At 67.9% G+C, this 17,636-nt stretch carries 17 protein-coding genes; 9 read left to right on the top strand and 8 right to left on the bottom strand.

What is annotated here, in order from left to right; genetic code table 11:
* The 6 genes from HYU53_19200 to rpmE all read left to right on the top strand — a co-directional run.
* A partial coding sequence (locus tag HYU53_19200; protein ID MBI2223323.1) for an ATP-dependent Clp protease ATP-binding subunit ClpX occupies window positions 1–447 on the top strand: 447 nt, incomplete at its 5' end.
* 72 nt (window positions 448–519) lie between these two features.
* Complete coding sequence (gene lon, locus HYU53_19195) at window positions 520–2,916, top strand: endopeptidase La (protein MBI2223322.1); 2,397 nt, start codon at window positions 520–522, stop codon at window positions 2,914–2,916.
* Between the two features lie 35 nt (window positions 2,917–2,951).
* The gene (locus HYU53_19190; GenBank protein ID MBI2223321.1) at window positions 2,952–3,650 is read left to right on the top strand and encodes a GTP-binding protein; all 699 of its coding nucleotides are present in this window, start codon (window positions 2,952–2,954) and stop codon (window positions 3,648–3,650) included.
* Window positions 3,614–4,912 carry a transcription termination factor Rho gene (rho, locus tag HYU53_19185; protein ID MBI2223320.1) on the top strand — a complete coding sequence of 433 codons (1,299 nt, stop codon included), beginning with the start codon at window positions 3,614–3,616 and terminating at the stop codon, window positions 4,910–4,912. The genes HYU53_19190 and rho overlap by 37 nt, the downstream gene beginning before the upstream one ends.
* Window positions 4,913–4,952: 40 nt before the next feature.
* A complete protein-coding gene (locus tag HYU53_19180) occupies window positions 4,953–5,918 on the top strand; it encodes an aldo/keto reductase (protein MBI2223319.1) in 966 nt (321 codons plus the stop codon).
* Between the two features lie 51 nt (window positions 5,919–5,969).
* On the top strand, window positions 5,970–6,245 hold the full coding sequence (gene rpmE / locus HYU53_19175; GenBank protein ID MBI2223318.1) for a 50S ribosomal protein L31: 276 nt from the start codon (window positions 5,970–5,972) through the stop codon (window positions 6,243–6,245).
* A gap of 12 nt (window positions 6,246–6,257) precedes the next feature.
* On the opposite strand, the gene HYU53_19170 is transcribed toward rpmE, so the two are convergent.
* The 6 genes from HYU53_19170 to HYU53_19145 form a co-directional block, all read right to left on the bottom strand.
* On the bottom strand, window positions 6,258–7,622 hold the full coding sequence (locus tag HYU53_19170; GenBank protein ID MBI2223317.1) for a ribonuclease H-like domain-containing protein: 1,365 nt from the start codon (window positions 7,620–7,622) through the stop codon (window positions 6,258–6,260).
* Window positions 7,619–9,991, bottom strand: a complete 2,373-nt coding sequence (locus HYU53_19165; protein MBI2223316.1) for a DEAD/DEAH box helicase — start codon at window positions 9,989–9,991, stop codon at window positions 7,619–7,621. Before HYU53_19165 ends, HYU53_19170 begins: the two co-directional genes overlap by 4 nt.
* Window positions 9,992–10,096: 105 nt before the next feature.
* Window positions 10,097–11,401: a sodium:alanine symporter family protein gene (locus tag HYU53_19160; protein ID MBI2223315.1), complete on the bottom strand. Its 1,305-nt coding sequence runs from the start codon at window positions 11,399–11,401 to the stop codon at window positions 10,097–10,099.
* Window positions 11,402–11,450: 49 nt separating this feature from the next.
* Window positions 11,451–12,230: an SDR family oxidoreductase gene (locus HYU53_19155; protein MBI2223314.1), complete on the bottom strand. Its 780-nt coding sequence runs from the start codon at window positions 12,228–12,230 to the stop codon at window positions 11,451–11,453.
* Between the two features lie 15 nt (window positions 12,231–12,245).
* Window positions 12,246–13,007: a DUF547 domain-containing protein gene (locus HYU53_19150; protein MBI2223313.1), complete on the bottom strand. Its 762-nt coding sequence runs from the start codon at window positions 13,005–13,007 to the stop codon at window positions 12,246–12,248.
* A 44-nt stretch (window positions 13,008–13,051) separates the two neighbouring features.
* Window positions 13,052–13,813: an alpha/beta fold hydrolase gene (locus tag HYU53_19145; GenBank protein MBI2223312.1), complete on the bottom strand. Its 762-nt coding sequence runs from the start codon at window positions 13,811–13,813 to the stop codon at window positions 13,052–13,054.
* 38 nt (window positions 13,814–13,851) lie between these two features.
* Between HYU53_19145 and HYU53_19140 the strand changes: the two genes are divergently transcribed.
* Entirely contained in the window at window positions 13,852–15,312 is a 1,461-nt protein-coding gene (locus HYU53_19140) for a peptidase dimerization domain-containing protein (GenBank protein ID MBI2223311.1), read from the top strand.
* Here HYU53_19140 and HYU53_19135 read toward each other — a convergent pair.
* Both HYU53_19135 and HYU53_19130 read right to left on the bottom strand, forming a co-directional pair.
* The gene (locus HYU53_19135; GenBank protein ID MBI2223310.1) at window positions 15,306–16,106 is read right to left on the bottom strand and encodes a hypothetical protein; all 801 of its coding nucleotides are present in this window, start codon (window positions 16,104–16,106) and stop codon (window positions 15,306–15,308) included. The two genes, HYU53_19140 and HYU53_19135, sit on opposite strands and share 7 nt — an antisense overlap.
* Before the next feature lie 56 nt (window positions 16,107–16,162).
* Complete coding sequence (locus HYU53_19130; GenBank protein MBI2223309.1) at window positions 16,163–16,471, bottom strand: DUF1330 domain-containing protein; 309 nt, start codon at window positions 16,469–16,471, stop codon at window positions 16,163–16,165.
* A 56-nt stretch (window positions 16,472–16,527) separates the two neighbouring features.
* Between HYU53_19130 and HYU53_19125 the strand changes: the two genes are divergently transcribed.
* On the top strand, window positions 16,528–17,364 hold the full coding sequence (locus HYU53_19125) for a hypothetical protein (GenBank protein MBI2223308.1): 837 nt from the start codon (window positions 16,528–16,530) through the stop codon (window positions 17,362–17,364).
* Between the two features lie 91 nt (window positions 17,365–17,455).
* Window positions 17,456–17,632, top strand: a complete 177-nt coding sequence (locus tag HYU53_19120) for a hypothetical protein (GenBank protein MBI2223307.1) — start codon at window positions 17,456–17,458, stop codon at window positions 17,630–17,632.
* Window positions 17,633–17,636 lie beyond the last annotated feature (4 nt).

Genomic DNA, 17,636 nt, shown 5'->3' with positions numbered 1-17,636 from the left:
GGGTTCCGCGCCGACATCCGGTCGTCGCGGACGGCGAGCGTCGGCTCGGTGCTGGAGCGGGTCGAGCCGGAAGACCTCATCAAGTACGGGCTGATCCCGGAGTTCGTGGGGCGGCTGCCGGTCGTGGGCACGCTGCACGAACTCGACAAGGCCGCGCTCATCCAGATCCTGACCGAGCCGCGCAACGCCATCACGCGGCAGTATCAGAAGCTGTTCGAGTATGAGAGCGTCAAGCTGCGCTTCACCGACGATGCGCTCGAGGCCATCGCGGAGTCGGCGCTGGAGCGCAAGATCGGCGCGCGCGGGCTCCGCATGATCATCGAAGACCTCATGCTCGACATCATGTACTCCCTGCCCGGCCAGAAGAAGATCAAGGAGTGCGTGATCACGCGCGAGGTCGTGCTGGCCAAGGACAAGCCGATCACCCTCATCGAAAAAGTCGGATGACGGGATCGCCACGGTAACACCCGGACGCCGCCCCTCGCCGCGGGCGGCCCGGTGGACGAGCACCAACTGGTTATGATGGAAGTCTACGAAACGCTCCCGATCGTCCCGCTCCGCGACGTCGTCGTGTTTCCCCACATGATGATGCCGTTCGTCATCGGGCGGCCCTCGTCCACGCGCGCGCTCGAGCACGCGCTGGGGAAGGACAAGCGCATCTTCCTCGCCGCCCAGCACGATGCGGCCACCGACGACCCGCAGCCCGGCGACATCTACACGATGGGCTGCATCGCCAACATCGTGCAGAGCCTCAAGCTGCCGGACGGCAACATCAAGGTGCTCGTCGAGGGAGTGGACCGCGCGCGCGCGGTCGAGTGGAAGGAAGACAAGGGCTTCTACCGCGTAACGGTGAAGCTGCTGCCCAAGCAGCGCGACACCGGCAGCGAGGTCGAGGCGACGATGACCCGCGTGGTGTCGCTGTTCGAGCAGTACGTGAAGCTCTCGAACAACCTGCACTACGACGCGATGGTCGCCGCCGTCCGCGTGGATGACCCGGGCCGCCTCGCCGACACCATCGCCGCGCACCTGCTCGTGGGGGTGGACGAGAAGCAGAACCTGCTCGAGATCATCGCGCCGATAGAGCGGCTCAACCGCATCGCCGGCATCCTCGAGAACGAGGTGGACAAGCTCCAGGTGGACCGCCGCATCCAGTCTCGCGTGAAGAAGCAGATGGAGAAGGCGCAGAAGGAGTACTACCTCAACGAGAAGATGAAGGCGATCCAGAAGGAGCTGGGGCGCAAGGACGAGAAGGGGAACGAGATCGACGAGTTGAAGAAGAAGATCGAGCAGTCGCGGATGCCCAAGGACGTCGAGGAGAAGGCGGTCCAGGAGCTGAAGCGCCTCGAGTCGATGCCGCCGATGTCGGCGGAAGCCACCGTCTCGCGCAACTACCTCGATTGGCTCATCGCGGTCCCCTGGTTCAAGAAGAGCAAGGAGAGCCGCGACCTCAAGCGCGCCGAGCAGATCCTCAACGAGGACCACTACGGGCTCGAGCGGATCAAGGACCGCATCCTCGAGTTCCTGGCCGTGCGCGCGCTCGTCAAGAAGCCGAAGGCGACCATCCTGACCTTCGCCGGCCCTCCGGGGGTCGGCAAGACGTCGCTTGCCAAGTCGATCGCGCGCGCGATGAACCGCAGGTTCGTGCGGCTCTCGCTCGGCGGCGTCCGCGACGAGGCGGAAATCCGCGGCCACCGCCGCACCTACATCGGCGCGTTCCCCGGCCAGATCGTCCAGATGATGAAGAAGGCCGGCACGCAGAACCCGGTCTTCCTGCTGGACGAGGTCGACAAGATGTCGATGGACTTCCGCGGCGACCCGTCGGCGGCGCTGCTCGAGGTGCTCGACCCGGAACAGAACAACCAGTTCCTGGACCACTACCTCGACGTCGAGTACGACCTGTCGAACGTGATGTTCATCTGCACCGCCAACGTGCTGCATACGGTGCCGCAGGCGCTGCGCGACCGCATGGAAGTGCTGCAGCTCGCCGGCTACACGGAGCAGGAGAAGGTCGAGATCGCCAAGCGGTTCCTCGCGCCCAAGGCGATCGAGGGGAACGGCCTGCCGGCGGAGAACGTCACGTTCCTGGACGAGGCGTTCTCGACGATCATCCAGCGCTACACGCGCGAGGCGGGCGTCCGCAACCTCGAGCGCGAGATCAACTCGATCTGCCGCAAGCTCGCGCGCAAGGTCGTCGTCGAGGGGCAGGGCTTCAAGGAAGAGGTCACGGCGGCGAAAGTCACCGAGTACCTCGGCGTGCCGCGCTTCCGCCCGACGCTCGCGGAGGAGAGGAACGAGATCGGCGTGGCGACCGGGCTCGCATGGACCGAGGTCGGCGGCGAGATCCTCGTGACCGAGGCGACGCTGATGTCGGGCAAGGGGCGCCTGACGCTCACCGGCAAGCTGGGCGACGTGATGCAGGAGTCGGCGCAGGCGGCGATGAGCTACGTGCGCGCGAAGGCGGACGAGTTCGGCGTGGCCAAGAACTTCAATCGCACGACCGACGTCCACGTGCACATCCCCGAAGGGGCGATCCCGAAGGACGGCCCGTCGGCCGGCATCACGCTGGCCACCGTGCTCGTCTCCGCGCTCGCGCGCGTGCCGGTGCGCAAGGACGTGGCGATGACCGGCGAGATCACCCTGCGCGGGAAGGTCCTGCCGATCGGCGGCGTGAAGGAGAAGGTGCTCGCGGCGCACCGCGCCGGGGTGACCAACATCATCCTGCCGAAGGACAACGAGAAGGACCTGGCGGACATCCCGAAGAACGTCCTCGACACGCTCAACGTCTACATGGTCGAGACGATGGACGAGGTCCTCAAGATTGCGTTGGCGGAGCCTCTGCCGGTCCACGCCGGCACCGCCACGCCGCAGGCCGTGGTGCGCCCGACGGCGATCGCGGACGATACGATCACGCACTAGGGCCAGGTACCTGGTGCCTGGTCTCTGGCATCTGATTGAAGGTTCTCAACGCCGAGTTCGTCACCAGCGCGGCCGACGCGCGCGGCATTCCGCGCGACGGCCTTCCGCAGATCGCCCTCGTCGGGCGATCCAACGTCGGCAAGTCGACGCTCATCAACGCCCTGGCCGGACGGAAGATCGCGCAGACCAGCGCCAAGCCGGGCAAGACGCGGCTCGCCAACCTGTACCGCGTTCACGCGCAGGGAGGCCGCCCCGACGCGTCGGGCGCGCCAGGGTCGTGGCGCTTCTACCTGGTGGACCTGCCGGGGTACGGCTACGCCAGGGGCGGCAAAGAGGCCCTGGGTGAGTTCGCGCACGTGACGGGCGAGTATTTCGGGGCCGTAAGCGGGGTGGAAGGTGTGGAAAGTGGGACAGTCACACTTTCGGATTCCGATCACGACGAAAGTGTGACTGTCCCACTTTCCAAGCCTCTTACGGCTGTGCTGCTGATCGTGGATGCCCGCCACCCCGGGCTCGAGGCGGACCTGGCCGCGCGCGACTGGATCGCCACCCTCGCGCGGCCTCACGTGGTGGTCGCCACGAAGACGGACAAGCTGTCGCGGAGCGCGCGCGCGCGCGCCGTCCGCGAAGTCGAACGACGCATGAACGGCCCCGTGCTGCCGGTATCGGCCGAAACGGGCGAAGGACTGGACGAACTGTGGACGCACATCGTGACGCTGGCCAGCAGCAGGTAAGCACGCCTGCCCTCACCCTCTCGGCGCTCAAGGACATGAGCGTGACCGAGCTCACCAAGATTGCCAAGGACCTCGACCTGCCGGGCGCCGGCGGGCTGCGGAAGCAGGAGCTGATTTTCGAGATCCTGCGGGCCCGGACCGAGAAGAGCGGCCTGCTCTTCTCCGAAGGGGTCCTGGAGGTGCTGCCGGACGGTTTCGGCTTCCTGCGGGCGCCCGACTACAACTACCTGCCCGGCCCGGACGACATCTACGTCTCCCCTTCGCAAATCCGCAAGTTCGACCTCCACACCGGCGACACCGTGTCGGGCCAGGTGCGGCCGCCGAAGGACGGCGAGCGCTATTTCGCGATGGTGAAGGTGGACGCGGTCAACTTCGAGCCGCCCGACCGCGCGAACAACAAGATCTTCTTCGAGAACCTCACGCCCCTCTACCCGCAGGCGCGCGTGAGCCTCGAGACCGACTCGGAGAACCTCTCCGCCCGCGTCATGGACCTGATGACGCCGCTCGGCAAGGGACAGCGCGGCCTCATCGTCGCGCCGCCGCGGACCGGAAAGACGATGCTGCTGCAGAACCTGGCCAACAGCATCACCACCAATCATCCGGAGGTGTACCTGATCGTGCTGCTCATCGACGAGCGGCCCGAGGAGGTCACCGACATGCAGCGCTCGGTGCGCGGCGAGGTGATCTCGTCCACGTTCGACGAGCCGGCGCAGCGCCACGTGCAGGTGGCGGAGATGGTGATCGAGAAGTCGAAGCGCCTCGTCGAGCACGGCAAGGACGTCGTGATCCTGCTCGATTCGATCACGCGGCTCGCGCGCGCCTACAACACGATCGTCCCGCCGTCGGGCAAGGTGCTCTCGGGCGGCGTGGACAGCAACGCGCTGCAGCGCCCGAAGCGCTTCTTCGGCGCGGCGCGCAACGTCGAGCAGGGGGGCTCGCTCACCATCGTCGCGACCGCGCTCATCGACACCGGCTCGCGCATGGACGACGTGATCTTCGAGGAGTTCAAGGGGACCGGCAACATGGAGATCCACCTCGATCGGAAGCTCGCCGATCGCCGCGTCTTCCCCGCCATCGACATCCAGAAGAGCGGCACGCGCAAGGAAGAACTGCTGCTGCCGAAAGAGGACCTCAATCGCATCTGGGTGCTGCGCAAGGTGCTCACCCCGCTCTCGCCCATTGAAGCGATGGAGCTGCTCCTCGGCAAGATGGGCAAGACGAAGAGCAACTCGGAGTTCCTCGGATCGATGTCGAAGGCGTAGCTCGCACACGCCGCATCCCCCCACGTGAGAAAATGTGTCCATGCGCTCTCGACGGTTCGGCCGGCTTGGCTGGCAGGTCTCGGAGATCGGCTACGGCATGTGGGGGATGGGCGGGTGGACCGGCTCGGATGACGAGCAGTCGTTGCGCGCGCTCGACCGCGCCGCGGCGCTCGGCTGCAACTTCTTCGACACGGCATACGCCTACGGCGCCGGCCGGAGCGAGCGGCTGCTGGGCCAGGTCCTGCGGCAGCAGCGGAACCGGCGCCTGTACGTCGCGACGAAGGTCCCCCCGAAGAACAACCAGTGGCCCGCGAAGCCGCACTACCCCCTCTCCGACGTCTTTCCCGCGTCGCACATCCGTGAGTACACGGAGAAGAGCCTCGAGAACCTCGGCGTGGAGCGCATCGACCTCCAGCAGCTCCACGTCTGGACCGACGCGTGGGCGGCCGACGATGACTGGCAGCGCGCCGTCGACGATCTGAAGTCCCACGGCCTGATCGAGGGGTTCGGCATCAGCGTGAACCGATGGGAGCCCGCGAACGTGCTGGCCGCGCTGAAGACGGGGCTCGTGGACAGCGTGCAGGTGGTCTACAACATCTTCGACCAGGCGCCGGAAGACGAGCTGTTCCCCGCATGCCAGGAGCTGGATGTGGCGATCATCGCGCGCGTGCCGTTCGACGAGGGCAGCCTGACGGGAGCCCTGACGCTGGACTCGACCTGGCCGCAGGGAGACTGGCGCAACATCTACTTCAGCCCGGAGAACCTCCGGCCGACGCTCGAGCGGGTGGCGCGGCTCCAGCAGGAGCTGCCCGACGACATGGACCTGCCGGAACTCGCCCTGCGCTTCATCCTCCACCATCCGGCCGTCGCGACCACGATCCCGGGCATGCGCGCGGTGAAGCACGTGGACGGCAACCTGCGGGCGTCCGACGACCGCCCGCTGCCCCCGGGAACGCTGGAGCGGCTGAGGAGGCACCGGTGGGACAGGACGAAGGTGATCCCGTAGCATCGAGCCTGATATAATGGCTTTCTTGGGCTACACGCGAAGGAGCACGCCGTGAAGGAAGGGATTCATCCGAAGTACCACGAGGTCGAGGTGCGCTGCGCGTGCGGCGCGACCTGGAAGACCCATTCGACCAAGCAGGATCTGCACCTCGAGATCTGCTCGGCCTGCCACCCGTTCTTCACGGGACGCCAGAAGCTGGTCGATACCGAGGGGCGCGTGGAGCGCTTCACCAAGCGCTTCGGCGCGCAGACGTCGGAATCGCGCAAGCAGGCGGCCAAGACCACGAAGGCCGCAAAGGGCGCGAAGAAAGCCCGCGCCAGCGCCTGACGCAGGCCCGGCTCAATCCAGCAGCGGAGCGGCGTCATCGCCGCTCTTTTGCTGTACGCCCATCTTGCGCTCGAGGCGTTGCAGGCGGTATTGCAGCGACTCCACGCCGCGGCGCGAACGCTCGAGGGCGAGCGCCTTGCGCGCCAGCTCGCGCGCGGCGGCGAGGTTGCGCGCGCGGTGCTCGTGGTGGACGGCGAGCGCCTCGGCGGCATCGCGCGCCAGGAGCTGCGTCCGCGGGTTGCCGTGTTGTTCCTCGTGCGCGAGCGCGAACACCTGCTGCCAGGCGTCGGCCGCTTCCGCGTGCCGGCGCGCGCGGCGGTGGCGCGCCGCGATCCGCGCCAGCGCCTCGACACGCACGTCGCGGGATGGATCGTTCGTCGCGTCGCCGAAGCACTCCATCGCGCGCGCCGCGTCGCCGTGCCGCTCGAGCAGCCGCCCGAGAGCCAGGCGCTCCCATCCATCGCGGCATTCCGCGGATCCCCCATCCACGAGCGCGAGGCCGCGCGCGGTGACGGCGGCGAGCGAGACGAGGTCCATCCGGTTGTGTTCCAGGATCGGCTCGAGCGGCGCGGGGTCTCCGGACCGGAGGAAGCGGAAATAGCGCGACGGGATCTCGAAGCCCGGGACGTCGTTCACGCGCTCGACGCCGAACAGGAATCGCTCGAGGGTCGCCAGGCTGCAGCCGCCGTCCGGGTCACACGCGCGGGTGCGCCACAGGCGGCGCGCGGGGTGCAGCATGTCCGCGTGCGGCGTGCCGCCGATCGGCGCGCGCGATCGATGAAACTGCCAGCGCATCTCCAGGAGCGGCGCGTCGAACGTGCGGCCGTTGTAGCTCACCAGCATCCCGCAGGCGGCCACCCGTTCGGCGAAGTGAGCCAGCAGCGCGCGCTCCGCCGCGTAGCTCGTGAGCAGGTACTGTTCGAGCTGCAGCGCGCCGTCCTCGAACCACGCGCAGCCGACGAGAAACGCGAGCGTGCCGGCGCCGCCGCTGAGGCCGGTGGTCTCCAGGTCGAAGAACAGCAGCGGCGCGGCGCAGGTGTCGACGGAGGGATCGAGCAGCCGGATCAGATCGACGCGATCGCAGCCGCAGGCTGAGATGCGGACCTCGCCGTGCCGGCGGTCCGGCTCGTACCGCCGCCTGACGCGAACGAACGCGGCGCGCCCCTCGCCGAGCGGCTCGCCGCCGAGCGCGTCCGCCACGCGCCCGGGATCGACGGGCTGCCCTGAGGGGCGCTCGGGCTCGTACGTCGGCTCGCGCGGGGCGGGCTGCTGCGGGGCGGGTCTTTCAGGCCCGCCTGGCGCACCCGAAGGGCCCGCCCCGCTGGTCCTTCCGGGGCCACGAGCAATCCCCCGCAGCCGCGAAACAAGGTCGCTCACGCGGGTGCTCCGGCGAGCATCTCGAGGATCTTCGACGCGACCGCCTTGGCAAACGGCCCGGTGTGCCCCTCGGGCCCCACGCACGAGGGGCAGCCCGACTCGCAGGGGCACGTCGTGATCAGCTCGCGCGTGCGCTGCAGCAGCTGCTGGTGCATCGCGTACAGCGGCTCGCTGAACCCAATCCCGCCGGGATAATTGTCGTAGATGAACACGTGCGGCTCGGTGGAGATCGCCGCGGGCGTGCTGCCGGCGCCCCCCACGCGATTGGTCCGGTCCAGGCTGCCGCCGTCGACCGACAGCCCGATGTCGTGCGCGTCGCACATCAGCAGCAGCTGCGCGACGTTCTTCATCGCGAAGGCGAGCCCCACCACGCCGTCGCGCCGATCGTCGGGCGCGAAGGGCAGCGCCGCCATGGCGCCCTGCGGAATGGTCAGCCAATACGCGCTCGTGTGCATCTGCTGCTCGGGCAAATCCAGCTCGCCGGATCCCACGTTCTCGTTCGTGTAGAACTTGATCTTCTTGAAGCCCACCACGCGCGACACGACGTGCACCTCGCCGTGGGACCGGCGCTCCGCCCGCTCGAAGGTGTCGAGGATGGTCACCTTCGTGTACGTGATCGCGTCCGTGTAGTAATCGCACTCGACGCCCCGCACGAACGCCTTGCGTCCCTCGATGTCCAGCCGCTCGACCTGGAACAGCTGCCCTTCCAGCAGGTAGATCGCCTTCTCGTGCAGCATGGGGAAGGCGCTGGTGTAATCGGTCTCGCCGATGACGCGCTCGCCGCTCGACGTCTCTTCCACGATCACGAAGTTGTCCGACGACACCGACCGCAGGCTCACCGCGTCGGCGGGGTACGACTCGTGCGTCCAGTTCCACTGGCCGTCGGCGAGCTGCACGAACCCTTCCTCCGCGATCACCGACAGGATCTCCTGCACGTTCAACGCGCCGAACTCCTCGGTGGCCGTGAACGGCAGCTCGAAGGCGGCGCACTTCACGTGGTCGAGCAGGATGTGCAGGTTGTCGGGATTCACGAGCGCGTGCTCCGGCGACGCGCCGAAGAAATACGCCGGGTTCCGGACGATGAACTGATCGATGGGCGCGCTGCTCGCGACCAGCACCGCCGCCGATCGGCTCGCGCGCCGCCCGGCGCGCCCCGCGCGCTGCCACGTGGCGGCGATCGTACCCGGGTAGCCGGCGAGCACCGCGACGTCGAGCGCTCCGATGTCGATCCCCAGCTCGAGCGCGCTGGTCGACACCACCGCGCGCACCAGGCCGTCGCGCAGCCCCTTCTCGATCTCGCGGCGCCGGGTGGGCAGGTATCCGCCGCGGTATCCACGGATCACGTCCGGCGATCCCGGCGGCCCCTGGTACGCATCCTTCAGATACGTCGTCAGGATCTCGGTGGCCAGGCGGCTCTGCGCAAAGACGATGACCTGCAGGCTGCGCTTCAGGAACTCGAGCGCCACGCGACGCGTTTCGCCGAGATACGACCGCCGGATCCCGAGCTGCGCGTTCACCACCGGCGGATTGACGAACATGAAGAACTTTTCGCCACGCGGCGCGCCGCCCTGATCGACCAGCTCGAACCGACGCTCGGTCAGCCGCTCGGCGAGCCCGCGTGGATTGGCGATGGTCGCCGACGAGCAGATGAAGATCGGATCCGACCCGTAGTGGCGGCAGATGCGCCGCAGCCGGCGGATGATGTTCGCCAGGTGGCTGCCAAAGACGCCGCGGTACGCGTGCAGCTCGTCGATGACGACGAACGTGAGGTTCTCGAACAGCTTCGCCCAGCGCGGATGGTGCGGCAGGATCCCCGAGTGCACCATGTCGGGATTGCTGAGCACGACATGCGCCCGGGATCGGATCGCGCGCCGCGCATCCTGCGGCGTGTCGCCGTCGTACGTGAAGACGCCGATCTCAGAACCGGTACGGTCCGCGATCAGGTCGGCCAGGCCGTGCAGCTCGGCGAGCTGATCCTGCGCCAGCGCCTTGGTCGGGAACAGGTACAGCGCGCGCGCCGACGGATCCCGCAGGATCTCGTTCAGCACGGGGCCGTTGTAGCAGAGCGTCTTGCCCGACGCGGTGGGCGTGATGACCACGACGTGGCGCCCGCCGCTGATGTGCCGCCAGACCTCCGCCTGGTGCGTGTAGAGATGCTCGATGCCCCGCGCGCGCAGCGCGTCCAGCAGGCGCTCGTCCACGCCTTCGGGAAAGGGGGCGTACTGCGCCGGCACCGGCGGGAGCCGCTCGACCGCCGTCACGATCGGCTCCCCTTCCGCCTGCCGGGGGATCGCGGAGCCGCCGAGACGCTGCAGCGCCTCCTCCAGCGAGCGGTCTTTGTCCACGGCGGGCGCGGGCAGCCAGTTCATGCGGATGGGCGTCGGAAAAACCGTGAAACTGTGGAATCGTAACAGCCTGCCGGGTGGCGATCAAGCGGCGAAAGGCAGTGAAAAAGGGGTCGGGAGCTTTTTTTCCTAACGATGCCGAGAAAAAAAGGCTCCCGACCCCTTTTTCACAGCGCCGCTCAACGCGACGAGTCCGATCACATTCGGGAAGATCTGCAACGCGTTCATCAGGTCGCCCCAGGCCCACACCAAATCGACCTTCGAGATGGCGCCGAATGGAATCAGCAGGCAGTAGATCCACCGGTAGGGGATCACCACGCGCGGGCCCAGCCAGTACTCGAGGAATCGTTCGCCGTAGTACGCCCAGCCAATCAACGTGGTGTAGCCGAAAAGGAACACGCAAAAGGCAACGATCCAGCCGCCAACGGTGGGAATGGCGGCGTTGAACGCCAGCGCCACGGCAGCCGTGCTCGTCTGCCCCGAAAGATTCGCCATCGTCAGCAGCACGGTCATCGCGGTGATCGTCGACGTGACGAAGGAGACGATGAAGACTTCCATGATCGCGTTGAGCCCCTGCTGGGTCGGGTCGGTCGATCGCGCGGTGCCGTACGCCACCGCGGCCGTGCCGTAGCCCGCCTCGTTGGCGTAGAGGCCGCGGGCGAGCCCGTAGCGCATCGCCACCAGGATTGCCAGCGATCCGCCGGCGGTCGCCCGGAGTGAAAACGCCTCTCTGAACACCAGGCCGAGCACTTCGGGAATGCGCGACGCGAAGGACGCGATCACGACCAGGCCGCCGGCGAGATACAGCCCCACCTTCAGCGGCGTCAGCTTTTCGGCCGCGCGCCCGATCGACGTGATCCCGCCGATGATGACCAGCCACGCGAGCACGGCGATGACGAGCCCCGAGACCCACGTGGGCACCGCGAACTGCGTATTCATCACCAGCGCGATCGAATTGGTCTGCGTGAACGGCGTCGTCGTCAGCGCGGCAATGCCCGCGACGACGGCGTAGGTCATCGCGAGGGCGGGCGATTTCAGCCCGTCCCGCAGGTAGAACATGGGACCCGATCGCGTCTCGGAACCGGTCACCTCCCGATAGCGGACTCCGAGGACCGCTTCGGTGAACTTGATGATCGCCGCGAAGAACCCGTAGCACCAGATCCAGAACAGCGCGCCGGGCCCGCCCGACACGATGCCCGCAGCCACACCGGCGATGTTGCCGGTCCCGATCGTCGCCGCCAGCGCGGTCATGAACGCCTGGAATGGCGAGAGCACCCCCTGCGCGCCCGCTTCCGCCCGCCCGAAGAACGCGCGCACGGCATCGCCGGTGCGGCGCACCTGGAGGAACCGCAGCCGCACGGTGAGGAACAGCCCCGTCCCGAACAGGACGATGACGAGGATTGGGATGAAGAGGAAGTCGGCGGTGGACTGGATGGCGGCCGAGAGCTGCGACAGCACAGCGGGACTATATCAGGCCCCGTGCCTAGATATTGGACCGCCCCTGGCACCCGTCGACGGCGACGCAGGCGCCGCTGATCCAGCTGGCGCGCTCCGAGGCGAGGAAGGCGACGAGGGCGCCGACCTCCTCCGGCCGGCCGAAGCGGCCGAACGGAAGCTCTCGGCGAACCATGTCCTCGATGCCTTGCGGGTCCTGCTGCTGGCGCTTCCACCAGGATCCTCCTTCGAACAGGATCGATCCTGGCGCGACGCTGTTCACGCGGATGTTGTCTTTCGCGAGCTGCTGCGCCATGGCCTTGGCAAGGCTGATCTCGGCCGCCTTGACGGCGTTGTACGTCATGCGGCCGCCGGATTCGCGTCCCCAGATCGACGCGATCATGATGATCGCTCCGCCGCCCCGCCGCCGCAACTGAGGAACGGCCGCACGCGACACCCGCACCGCGGGAAACAGCGTGTCATCGAAGGCGGACTGCCACTCCTCGTCCGACGTCGAAACGATATCGGCGCCAGCCGCGCGCCCCACGTTGTTCACGACGATATCCAGGCCGCCGAAGACGCTCACCGTGTGGGCGACCGCCGCTTCCGCGCCGTCACGCGTCGCGAGGTCCACCCGCACCGCCGTAATGCGGTCGGCCGCGCCGGCGGCGAGCGCCAGCTCCGCGCCGGCCTTCACCAACTGTTCTTCGCCGCGCGCGCACAGGCACACCCGGCAGCCCTCCTCGACGAGCGCGCGCGCGCTCGCAAGCCCCAGCCCCCGGCTCGATCCGGTGACGAGCGCGACTTTCTCCTTGAGCTGCAGATTCATACACCACCACGGCCGCTATTTCAGTTCGTTGAGGGCCCAGTCGAACTCCTGGTAAACGACCTTGAACTGGCCCTTCGCCAGGTACGCCCGCTCGCCCGGGAGCAGCACCGGATCGATCAGCGCGAGCACGGCCCGTTCGATCGGGCTCCTCTCCGCGAACTTCGCGGCGCGATCGCTGCCGCCGTAGGCGGCGACGAACTCCGCTTCGTGCCAGCCGATGATCGGCGAGACGGCAAGCTCCCCCGTGAGCGGGTCGATTTTCACGTGGTTCTGGTGCTCCAGGACATCCTGCGTCTGGTTGCGCAGCTGCTCCTCGAGCCGCTCGGCCGTGTATGCCTCGCTGCGCAGCCGCCCGCTGCCCAACGCGCCGCGGCCGAGCGCGAAGTACACGCGCGGGTCCCGGAACTCGGGGAGGATGCGGTTCTCGATCTGGTCCAGGGTCACCGATCGACCGGCCGCACGGTGCGCCCGCTTGTCGAATGCGCCGGGCACATGGCGAATGGTGTTGCCGCGCGGCGGGTACGCGCCCGCGACGGCCTGCAGCACGAATGCGTTGTAGGCGTTGATCCAGAACGCGATCTTCTGGTCCTTGCTCCAGCCGTCGTAGGTGGCGCGGCTGACCGCGCCGAGCGACGCGACGTAGCGGTTGAGCCGCGCCCGCTCGGCGCGCACCGCCCGGTAGTACACGAGGCCGTCCCGCACGTACAGGTCGAGGAGCTGATCGAACGGTCGATGGATCGCCTCCGCGGTGGACGGAGGTTGCTGCGAAAGCGACAAGGAAGAAGGAAGAACTGAAAAGGTGAAAAGCAGCAGAAGGGTCATCAAAGATCCTTGAGAAAACGGCCAAGCGCGCCGTTGAAGGCGCCCGGTTGTTCGAGGTTCGACAGGTGCCCCGCGCGGGGGATGGTCACGAGGCGCGAGCCGCGAATCGCGCGGTGCATCTCTTCGCTTGCGGCGGCCGGCGTCAGCGTGTCCTCCTCGCCCACCACGATCAGCGTGGGGCACGCGATGCGCGGCAGGAGCGGCCGCGCATCCTGCCGGTTCATCATGGCGTCGAGCGCGGCTTTGATCGCGGCGGGACGATTCGCTTCGATGAGCGCGCGGACGCGCGCGCCGATCTCCGGCTGGTCCCGCCTGGTGGTCTCGCCCAGCAGCTTCGGCAGCATGTCGTCGGCAATCGCACGCGCCCCGCCGCTGTCGGCGAGGTCCTGCATCGCGCGGCGTCCTGCCTTCGCCTCTTCCGAGTCAGCGGTCGCGCGCGTGTCGGCGAGCACCAGGGCGCCGAACCGGCCCGGCGCGTGCCGGTACAGGGCGAACGCGAGATAGCCCCCCATCGAAAGGCCGCCGATCACGGCCTGCGTCACGCCCCGTGCGTCGAGCAGGCGCGCGATCTCCGCCGCCCACTCGTTCATGCCCGCGCCAGGCGGGCCGCCACCGCTCTTCCCGGCCGGCTCGTTCGGCCGGCGGAATCCGCCGATGTCCGGCGCCATCACGCGCCAGCCGTCAAACGCGTCCAGCTGCGGATCCCACATCGCCGAGCTGAGGGGAAAGGCGTGCAGCAGCACCAGCGTGCGATCCGCCATCCGAGGGATCATAGCGCGGTTCGCGGTGGTATCTTCTTATGTCTATGACCAAGGGGTTCTGCCTTCCTACCGTGGTTGTCGCAATCCTCCTGACCTCGACCGGCGGTCCGGCTCTCGCGCAGGAGACGCCAACCGAACGCGAAGCCGCGCGCGACGTGCTCGAGAAAATGGCGGCGCTCGAGGCCTCGCTCGATGTGCCCTCGCTCGTGGCGACGATCGCGGGCGCCAATCATGCGCGCGACGCCGTCGCCGCGCGCGCCCGCGCGCTCATGGCGTCCGAGTTTCTCGCCCTCAGCGACGATATCTGCACGCATCCGGAGGTCGGCTACAAGGAAACGCGGTCGGTCGAGAAGCTGGCCGCCGCGTTGCGCGCCCACGATTTCGACGTCCAGGTGGGAACCGCGGCGGCCGCCTTCGACACGGCGTTTGTCGCACGCTACAAGCGCAACAACGGCTCCCCCCAGCTTGGCGTCATCGTCGAGTACGACGCGCTGCGCGGCACGCAGGGGGCGTTTCACGGCGACCAGCACTGCGCGCAGGGGCCCGTGGGCATCGCCGCGGCGGTGGCGGTGGCGGAGTTCCTGACGAAGAACGGCCTGCCCGGGAGCGTGACCGTCTTGGGCACGCCCGCCGAGGAGCTGCTGGACCCGTCGGCCAAGACCGTCATGCACCGCAAGGGGGTCTTCGACGGGATGGACGTCATCGTCCGCAGCCATGCCGGCACGCAGACGTCGCGCCCGGCGCCGGGCTTCGGCACCTGCTGCCTGAATATCGACGGCGTGCGCTACACGTTCGGCGGCGCGCCCGCGCACCAGATGACGTCGTGGAACGGCCGCAACGCGCTCGAAGCCGTCATCCACCTGTTCAACAACATCGACGCCGTGCGCAGCAGCATCAGGCCGGAGGCCCGCATCCAGGGCATCATCACCGAGGGAGGCAGCGCCCCCAACGTCGTGCCGGATCGCGCGCAGGCGGACTTCTACATCCGTTACCCGGACGAGGTGTACCTGCGCCAGGTCCGAGAGTTCGCGGATAACGCCGCGAAGGGGGCGGCGCTCGCCACCGGCACGGTCGTGAAAATCGACAACTACGGGCAGGCGCGCGACGGCATCGCCACGGCGACGCTCGCCGAGGGCGCGTTCGCGCTGATGAAACTGTACGGCGCGCGCAAACTGGCGCCCGCCCCGGGCAAGCCGCAGGGTTTCGAAGAGAGCGGCAGCGTCTCGCGCGACATTCCCGGCACGGGCTTCTCGGCGTATACCTCCGACTGGCCGAACCACACGTACGAGATGGAACAGGACAACCTGAAGCCGGTCGGCCACGACGGGTTCACCGTGCAGGCACAGGCGATGGCGGCCCTGCTCCACCAGTTCGCCACGCGCCCTGAATACCGCGCCGCGGTGAAGAAGGAGTTCGAGGGGATCAAGGGGCTCTTCGGCGAGTATCTCGCCGCGCTGGAGAAGACGTACGCGGTGCCGAAGGTGAAGGAGATTCAGTAACCAGGCGACTCTTCCGTCCAGATCACGAACGTGAACACCTTCCTCCCGCGCCCGAAGTCCAATTCGTACAGCTCGGTGCGCCCGCCGTTGGTGCTGCGCACCAGGCGGCCCCACTGCCCGGGACCTTCGAGATCGATCTGGTCCATCGCGGCGGGATTGCCGGTCGGCGCCTGTCCCACGGTCGTCGTGCTGTCGAGATGCGCATAGATGGATTCGAGCTGCTCGAAATCATGCGCGTTGGGGTGCTCGTTGCTCGGCGGGCCGTCCGGATCGCTCGTGTAGTCCATGCAGGACCCGAGGTTCGCGTTGTTGAAGTTCTCGTCCTGGTGATCCAGTCCGAAATCGTGGGCCAGCTCCTGGCACATCACGAGACGACGCCACGCAGGCGTGTTGTATGTCGCAGTGCTGAAGTACGTGTCGTTCACCTTCGTGATCGCCTGCGTGATGTGCAACCCGCTGATCCAGATCTGCGCGAGGCCGAGCCAGCCGGTGTTCCCGTACCGCGCGTTGCAGGCTTCAATGCGACCGGCCGTCGGCCGGCAGCTCTTCGGCCGCGTGCCCCCAGCGACTTCCGCGAGCTGAATGACGCGCGACTGGTTCCAGTCCGCGATGGCCTCATCGAGGTACGCGTCCCAGTCCGCGTTGACGTTGTCTCCTGTCTTGATCGTCGCGGGATTGCTCGTGCGGGCCCAGTGATAGCCTCCCCACGAGTGGCTGGCATAACCGGTGGCCAGCGTCGCCATGGCAAGCACGACACCCAGGGCGAGTGGACGAAACTGACGGGGCATCTTCATGCGGAGATCCTCCTCTCCAGCGAGAGGCACAAAGGTAAGTGGAAGGTCCCGCGGCGTCAACGTCCTTTTTTGTAATCCGAAATGCCCTCGACAATCAGCAGATCGGCGGAAGAAGTAGCCTGCCGGAGGGCCTTGGCGCCGGCGTATTCCGGGGAGTCGTACCAGGCCTGGGCGCGCTCGACGCTCGGAAATTCCAGGATCACGAGCCGTCTTGGCGCCCATTTCCCCTCCCGCACCTGCACGGCGCCGCCGCGGACGAGGAAGCGGCCGCCATAGGGAGGAAGGGTGGGGGGCACCATCCGCTTGTAGTCTTCGTACCGGACCGGGTCTTTCACGTCCACACTCACCACGATGTACGCGGGCATGCACGCCTCCTTGTTCAGCCGCGTGCATGCTAGCATGCACGCCAGCGGAGGCAGCCGTGGCCGGTCTTCATCCTCAGATTGTCCATTTCGCGATCGCGCTCCTCGTCGTCGGCGTCCTGTTTCGACTCGTATCGCTCTGGCGGCGGCCGGCGTTCGTCGGTCCGGCCGCGCTCGTGCTCCTGGGCCTGGGCACGATCGCGGCGGTGCTCGCCGTGCGGTCGGGCGACGCCGCCCACGGACCCGTCGAGCGGATTCCCGGCGTGCGCGCGGCCGTCGTGGAGCACGAGGAGTGGGGCGAGCGCGCGCGGAACGTGTTCTTCATCGTCATTGGCCTCGAGGCGGTTGGCCTGCTGATGCTGCGATCGCCGAAGTCGCGGCACGTCTACATGGCGTCGGCAGCCGTCGGACTGGTGGGCGTGTTCTGTGTCTACCAGGCGGCCGCGCACGGCGGGCGCCTGGTGTATTCCTACGCGGGAGGGGTCGGCATCCGCTCCGGCGATCCGGCCGACGTGGAGCGGCTGCTGCTCGCGGGCCTCTATCAGCAGGCACAGGTGGATCGGCGCGCGGGGCGCGCCGCCGAGGCGAACGCGCTGCTGATGCAGGCCGCGCGCCGCCATCCGAACGACATGGAAGTCCAGCTCGCGGCGGCCGAATCACAGCTGGTGGATCGCCACGATCCGCAATCGGCACTCGCCGCGCTGCGCGCGATCTCTCCACCTGAGGAGAACCGGAGCCTTCGCGTGCGGCACGGCCTGCTCACGGCCAACGCACTCGCGCTCGCCGGACAGCGCGAAGGGGCGCTTGCCGTCCTGCAGGGGCTCCAGACCGCGTATCCCGACGACACGCGCATCAAGCAGCGGATGGAGGCGATCAGGATCGGCAAGCCGCAGTAGTGGAAGGCTCCCCCACGCTCAGGGACATCGCCGTTCTCTTCCTGCGGCCTGGCGCCACCGCCTTTGGCGGGCCAGCGGCGCGCTCGATGGCGTGAACGCGGCTTCGCTCGCGCTGATCGCGCTCGTGACCTGGCAGCTGGGCCGGTCCGCGCTCGCCGATCCGCTCGCGATTCTGCTCGCCGCAGCCGCGCTGCTGGCGCTGCTCGTCTGGCGGGTGAACTCGACATGGCTCATCGCGGCGGGAGCGGTTGCCGGATTGATGGGCTGATGAG

Source organism: Acidobacteriota bacterium, from assembly GCA_016184105.1.
Taxonomy (GTDB): Bacteria; Acidobacteriota; Vicinamibacteria; order Vicinamibacterales; family 2-12-FULL-66-21; genus JACPDI01.
Note: the sequence above shows the minus strand (reverse complement) of the source record. Positions and strands in the feature narration are given on the sequence as shown.

What these genes read in the sequence shown, in the direction of transcription:
- lon (MBI2223322.1), top strand. Translation starts at nt 520, where the DNA reads ATGATGGAAGTCTACGAAACGCTCCCGATCGTCCCGCTCCGCGACGTC.
- HYU53_19180 (MBI2223319.1), top strand. Translation starts at nt 4,953, where the DNA reads ATGCGCTCTCGACGGTTCGGCCGGCTTGGCTGGCAGGTCTCGGAGATC.
- HYU53_19165 (MBI2223316.1), bottom strand. Translation starts at nt 9,991, where the DNA reads ATGAACTGGCTGCCCGCGCCCGCCGTGGACAAAGACCGCTCGCTGGAG.
- HYU53_19155 (MBI2223314.1), bottom strand. Translation starts at nt 12,230, where the DNA reads ATGAATCTGCAGCTCAAGGAGAAAGTCGCGCTCGTCACCGGATCGAGC.
- HYU53_19145 (MBI2223312.1), bottom strand. Translation starts at nt 13,813, where the DNA reads ATGGCGGATCGCACGCTGGTGCTGCTGCACGCCTTTCCCCTCAGCTCG.
- HYU53_19140 (MBI2223311.1), top strand. Translation starts at nt 13,852, where the DNA reads ATGTCTATGACCAAGGGGTTCTGCCTTCCTACCGTGGTTGTCGCAATC.
- HYU53_19135 (MBI2223310.1), bottom strand. Translation starts at nt 16,106, where the DNA reads ATGAAGATGCCCCGTCAGTTTCGTCCACTCGCCCTGGGTGTCGTGCTT.
- HYU53_19130 (MBI2223309.1), bottom strand. Translation starts at nt 16,471, where the DNA reads ATGCCCGCGTACATCGTGGTGAGTGTGGACGTGAAAGACCCGGTCCGG.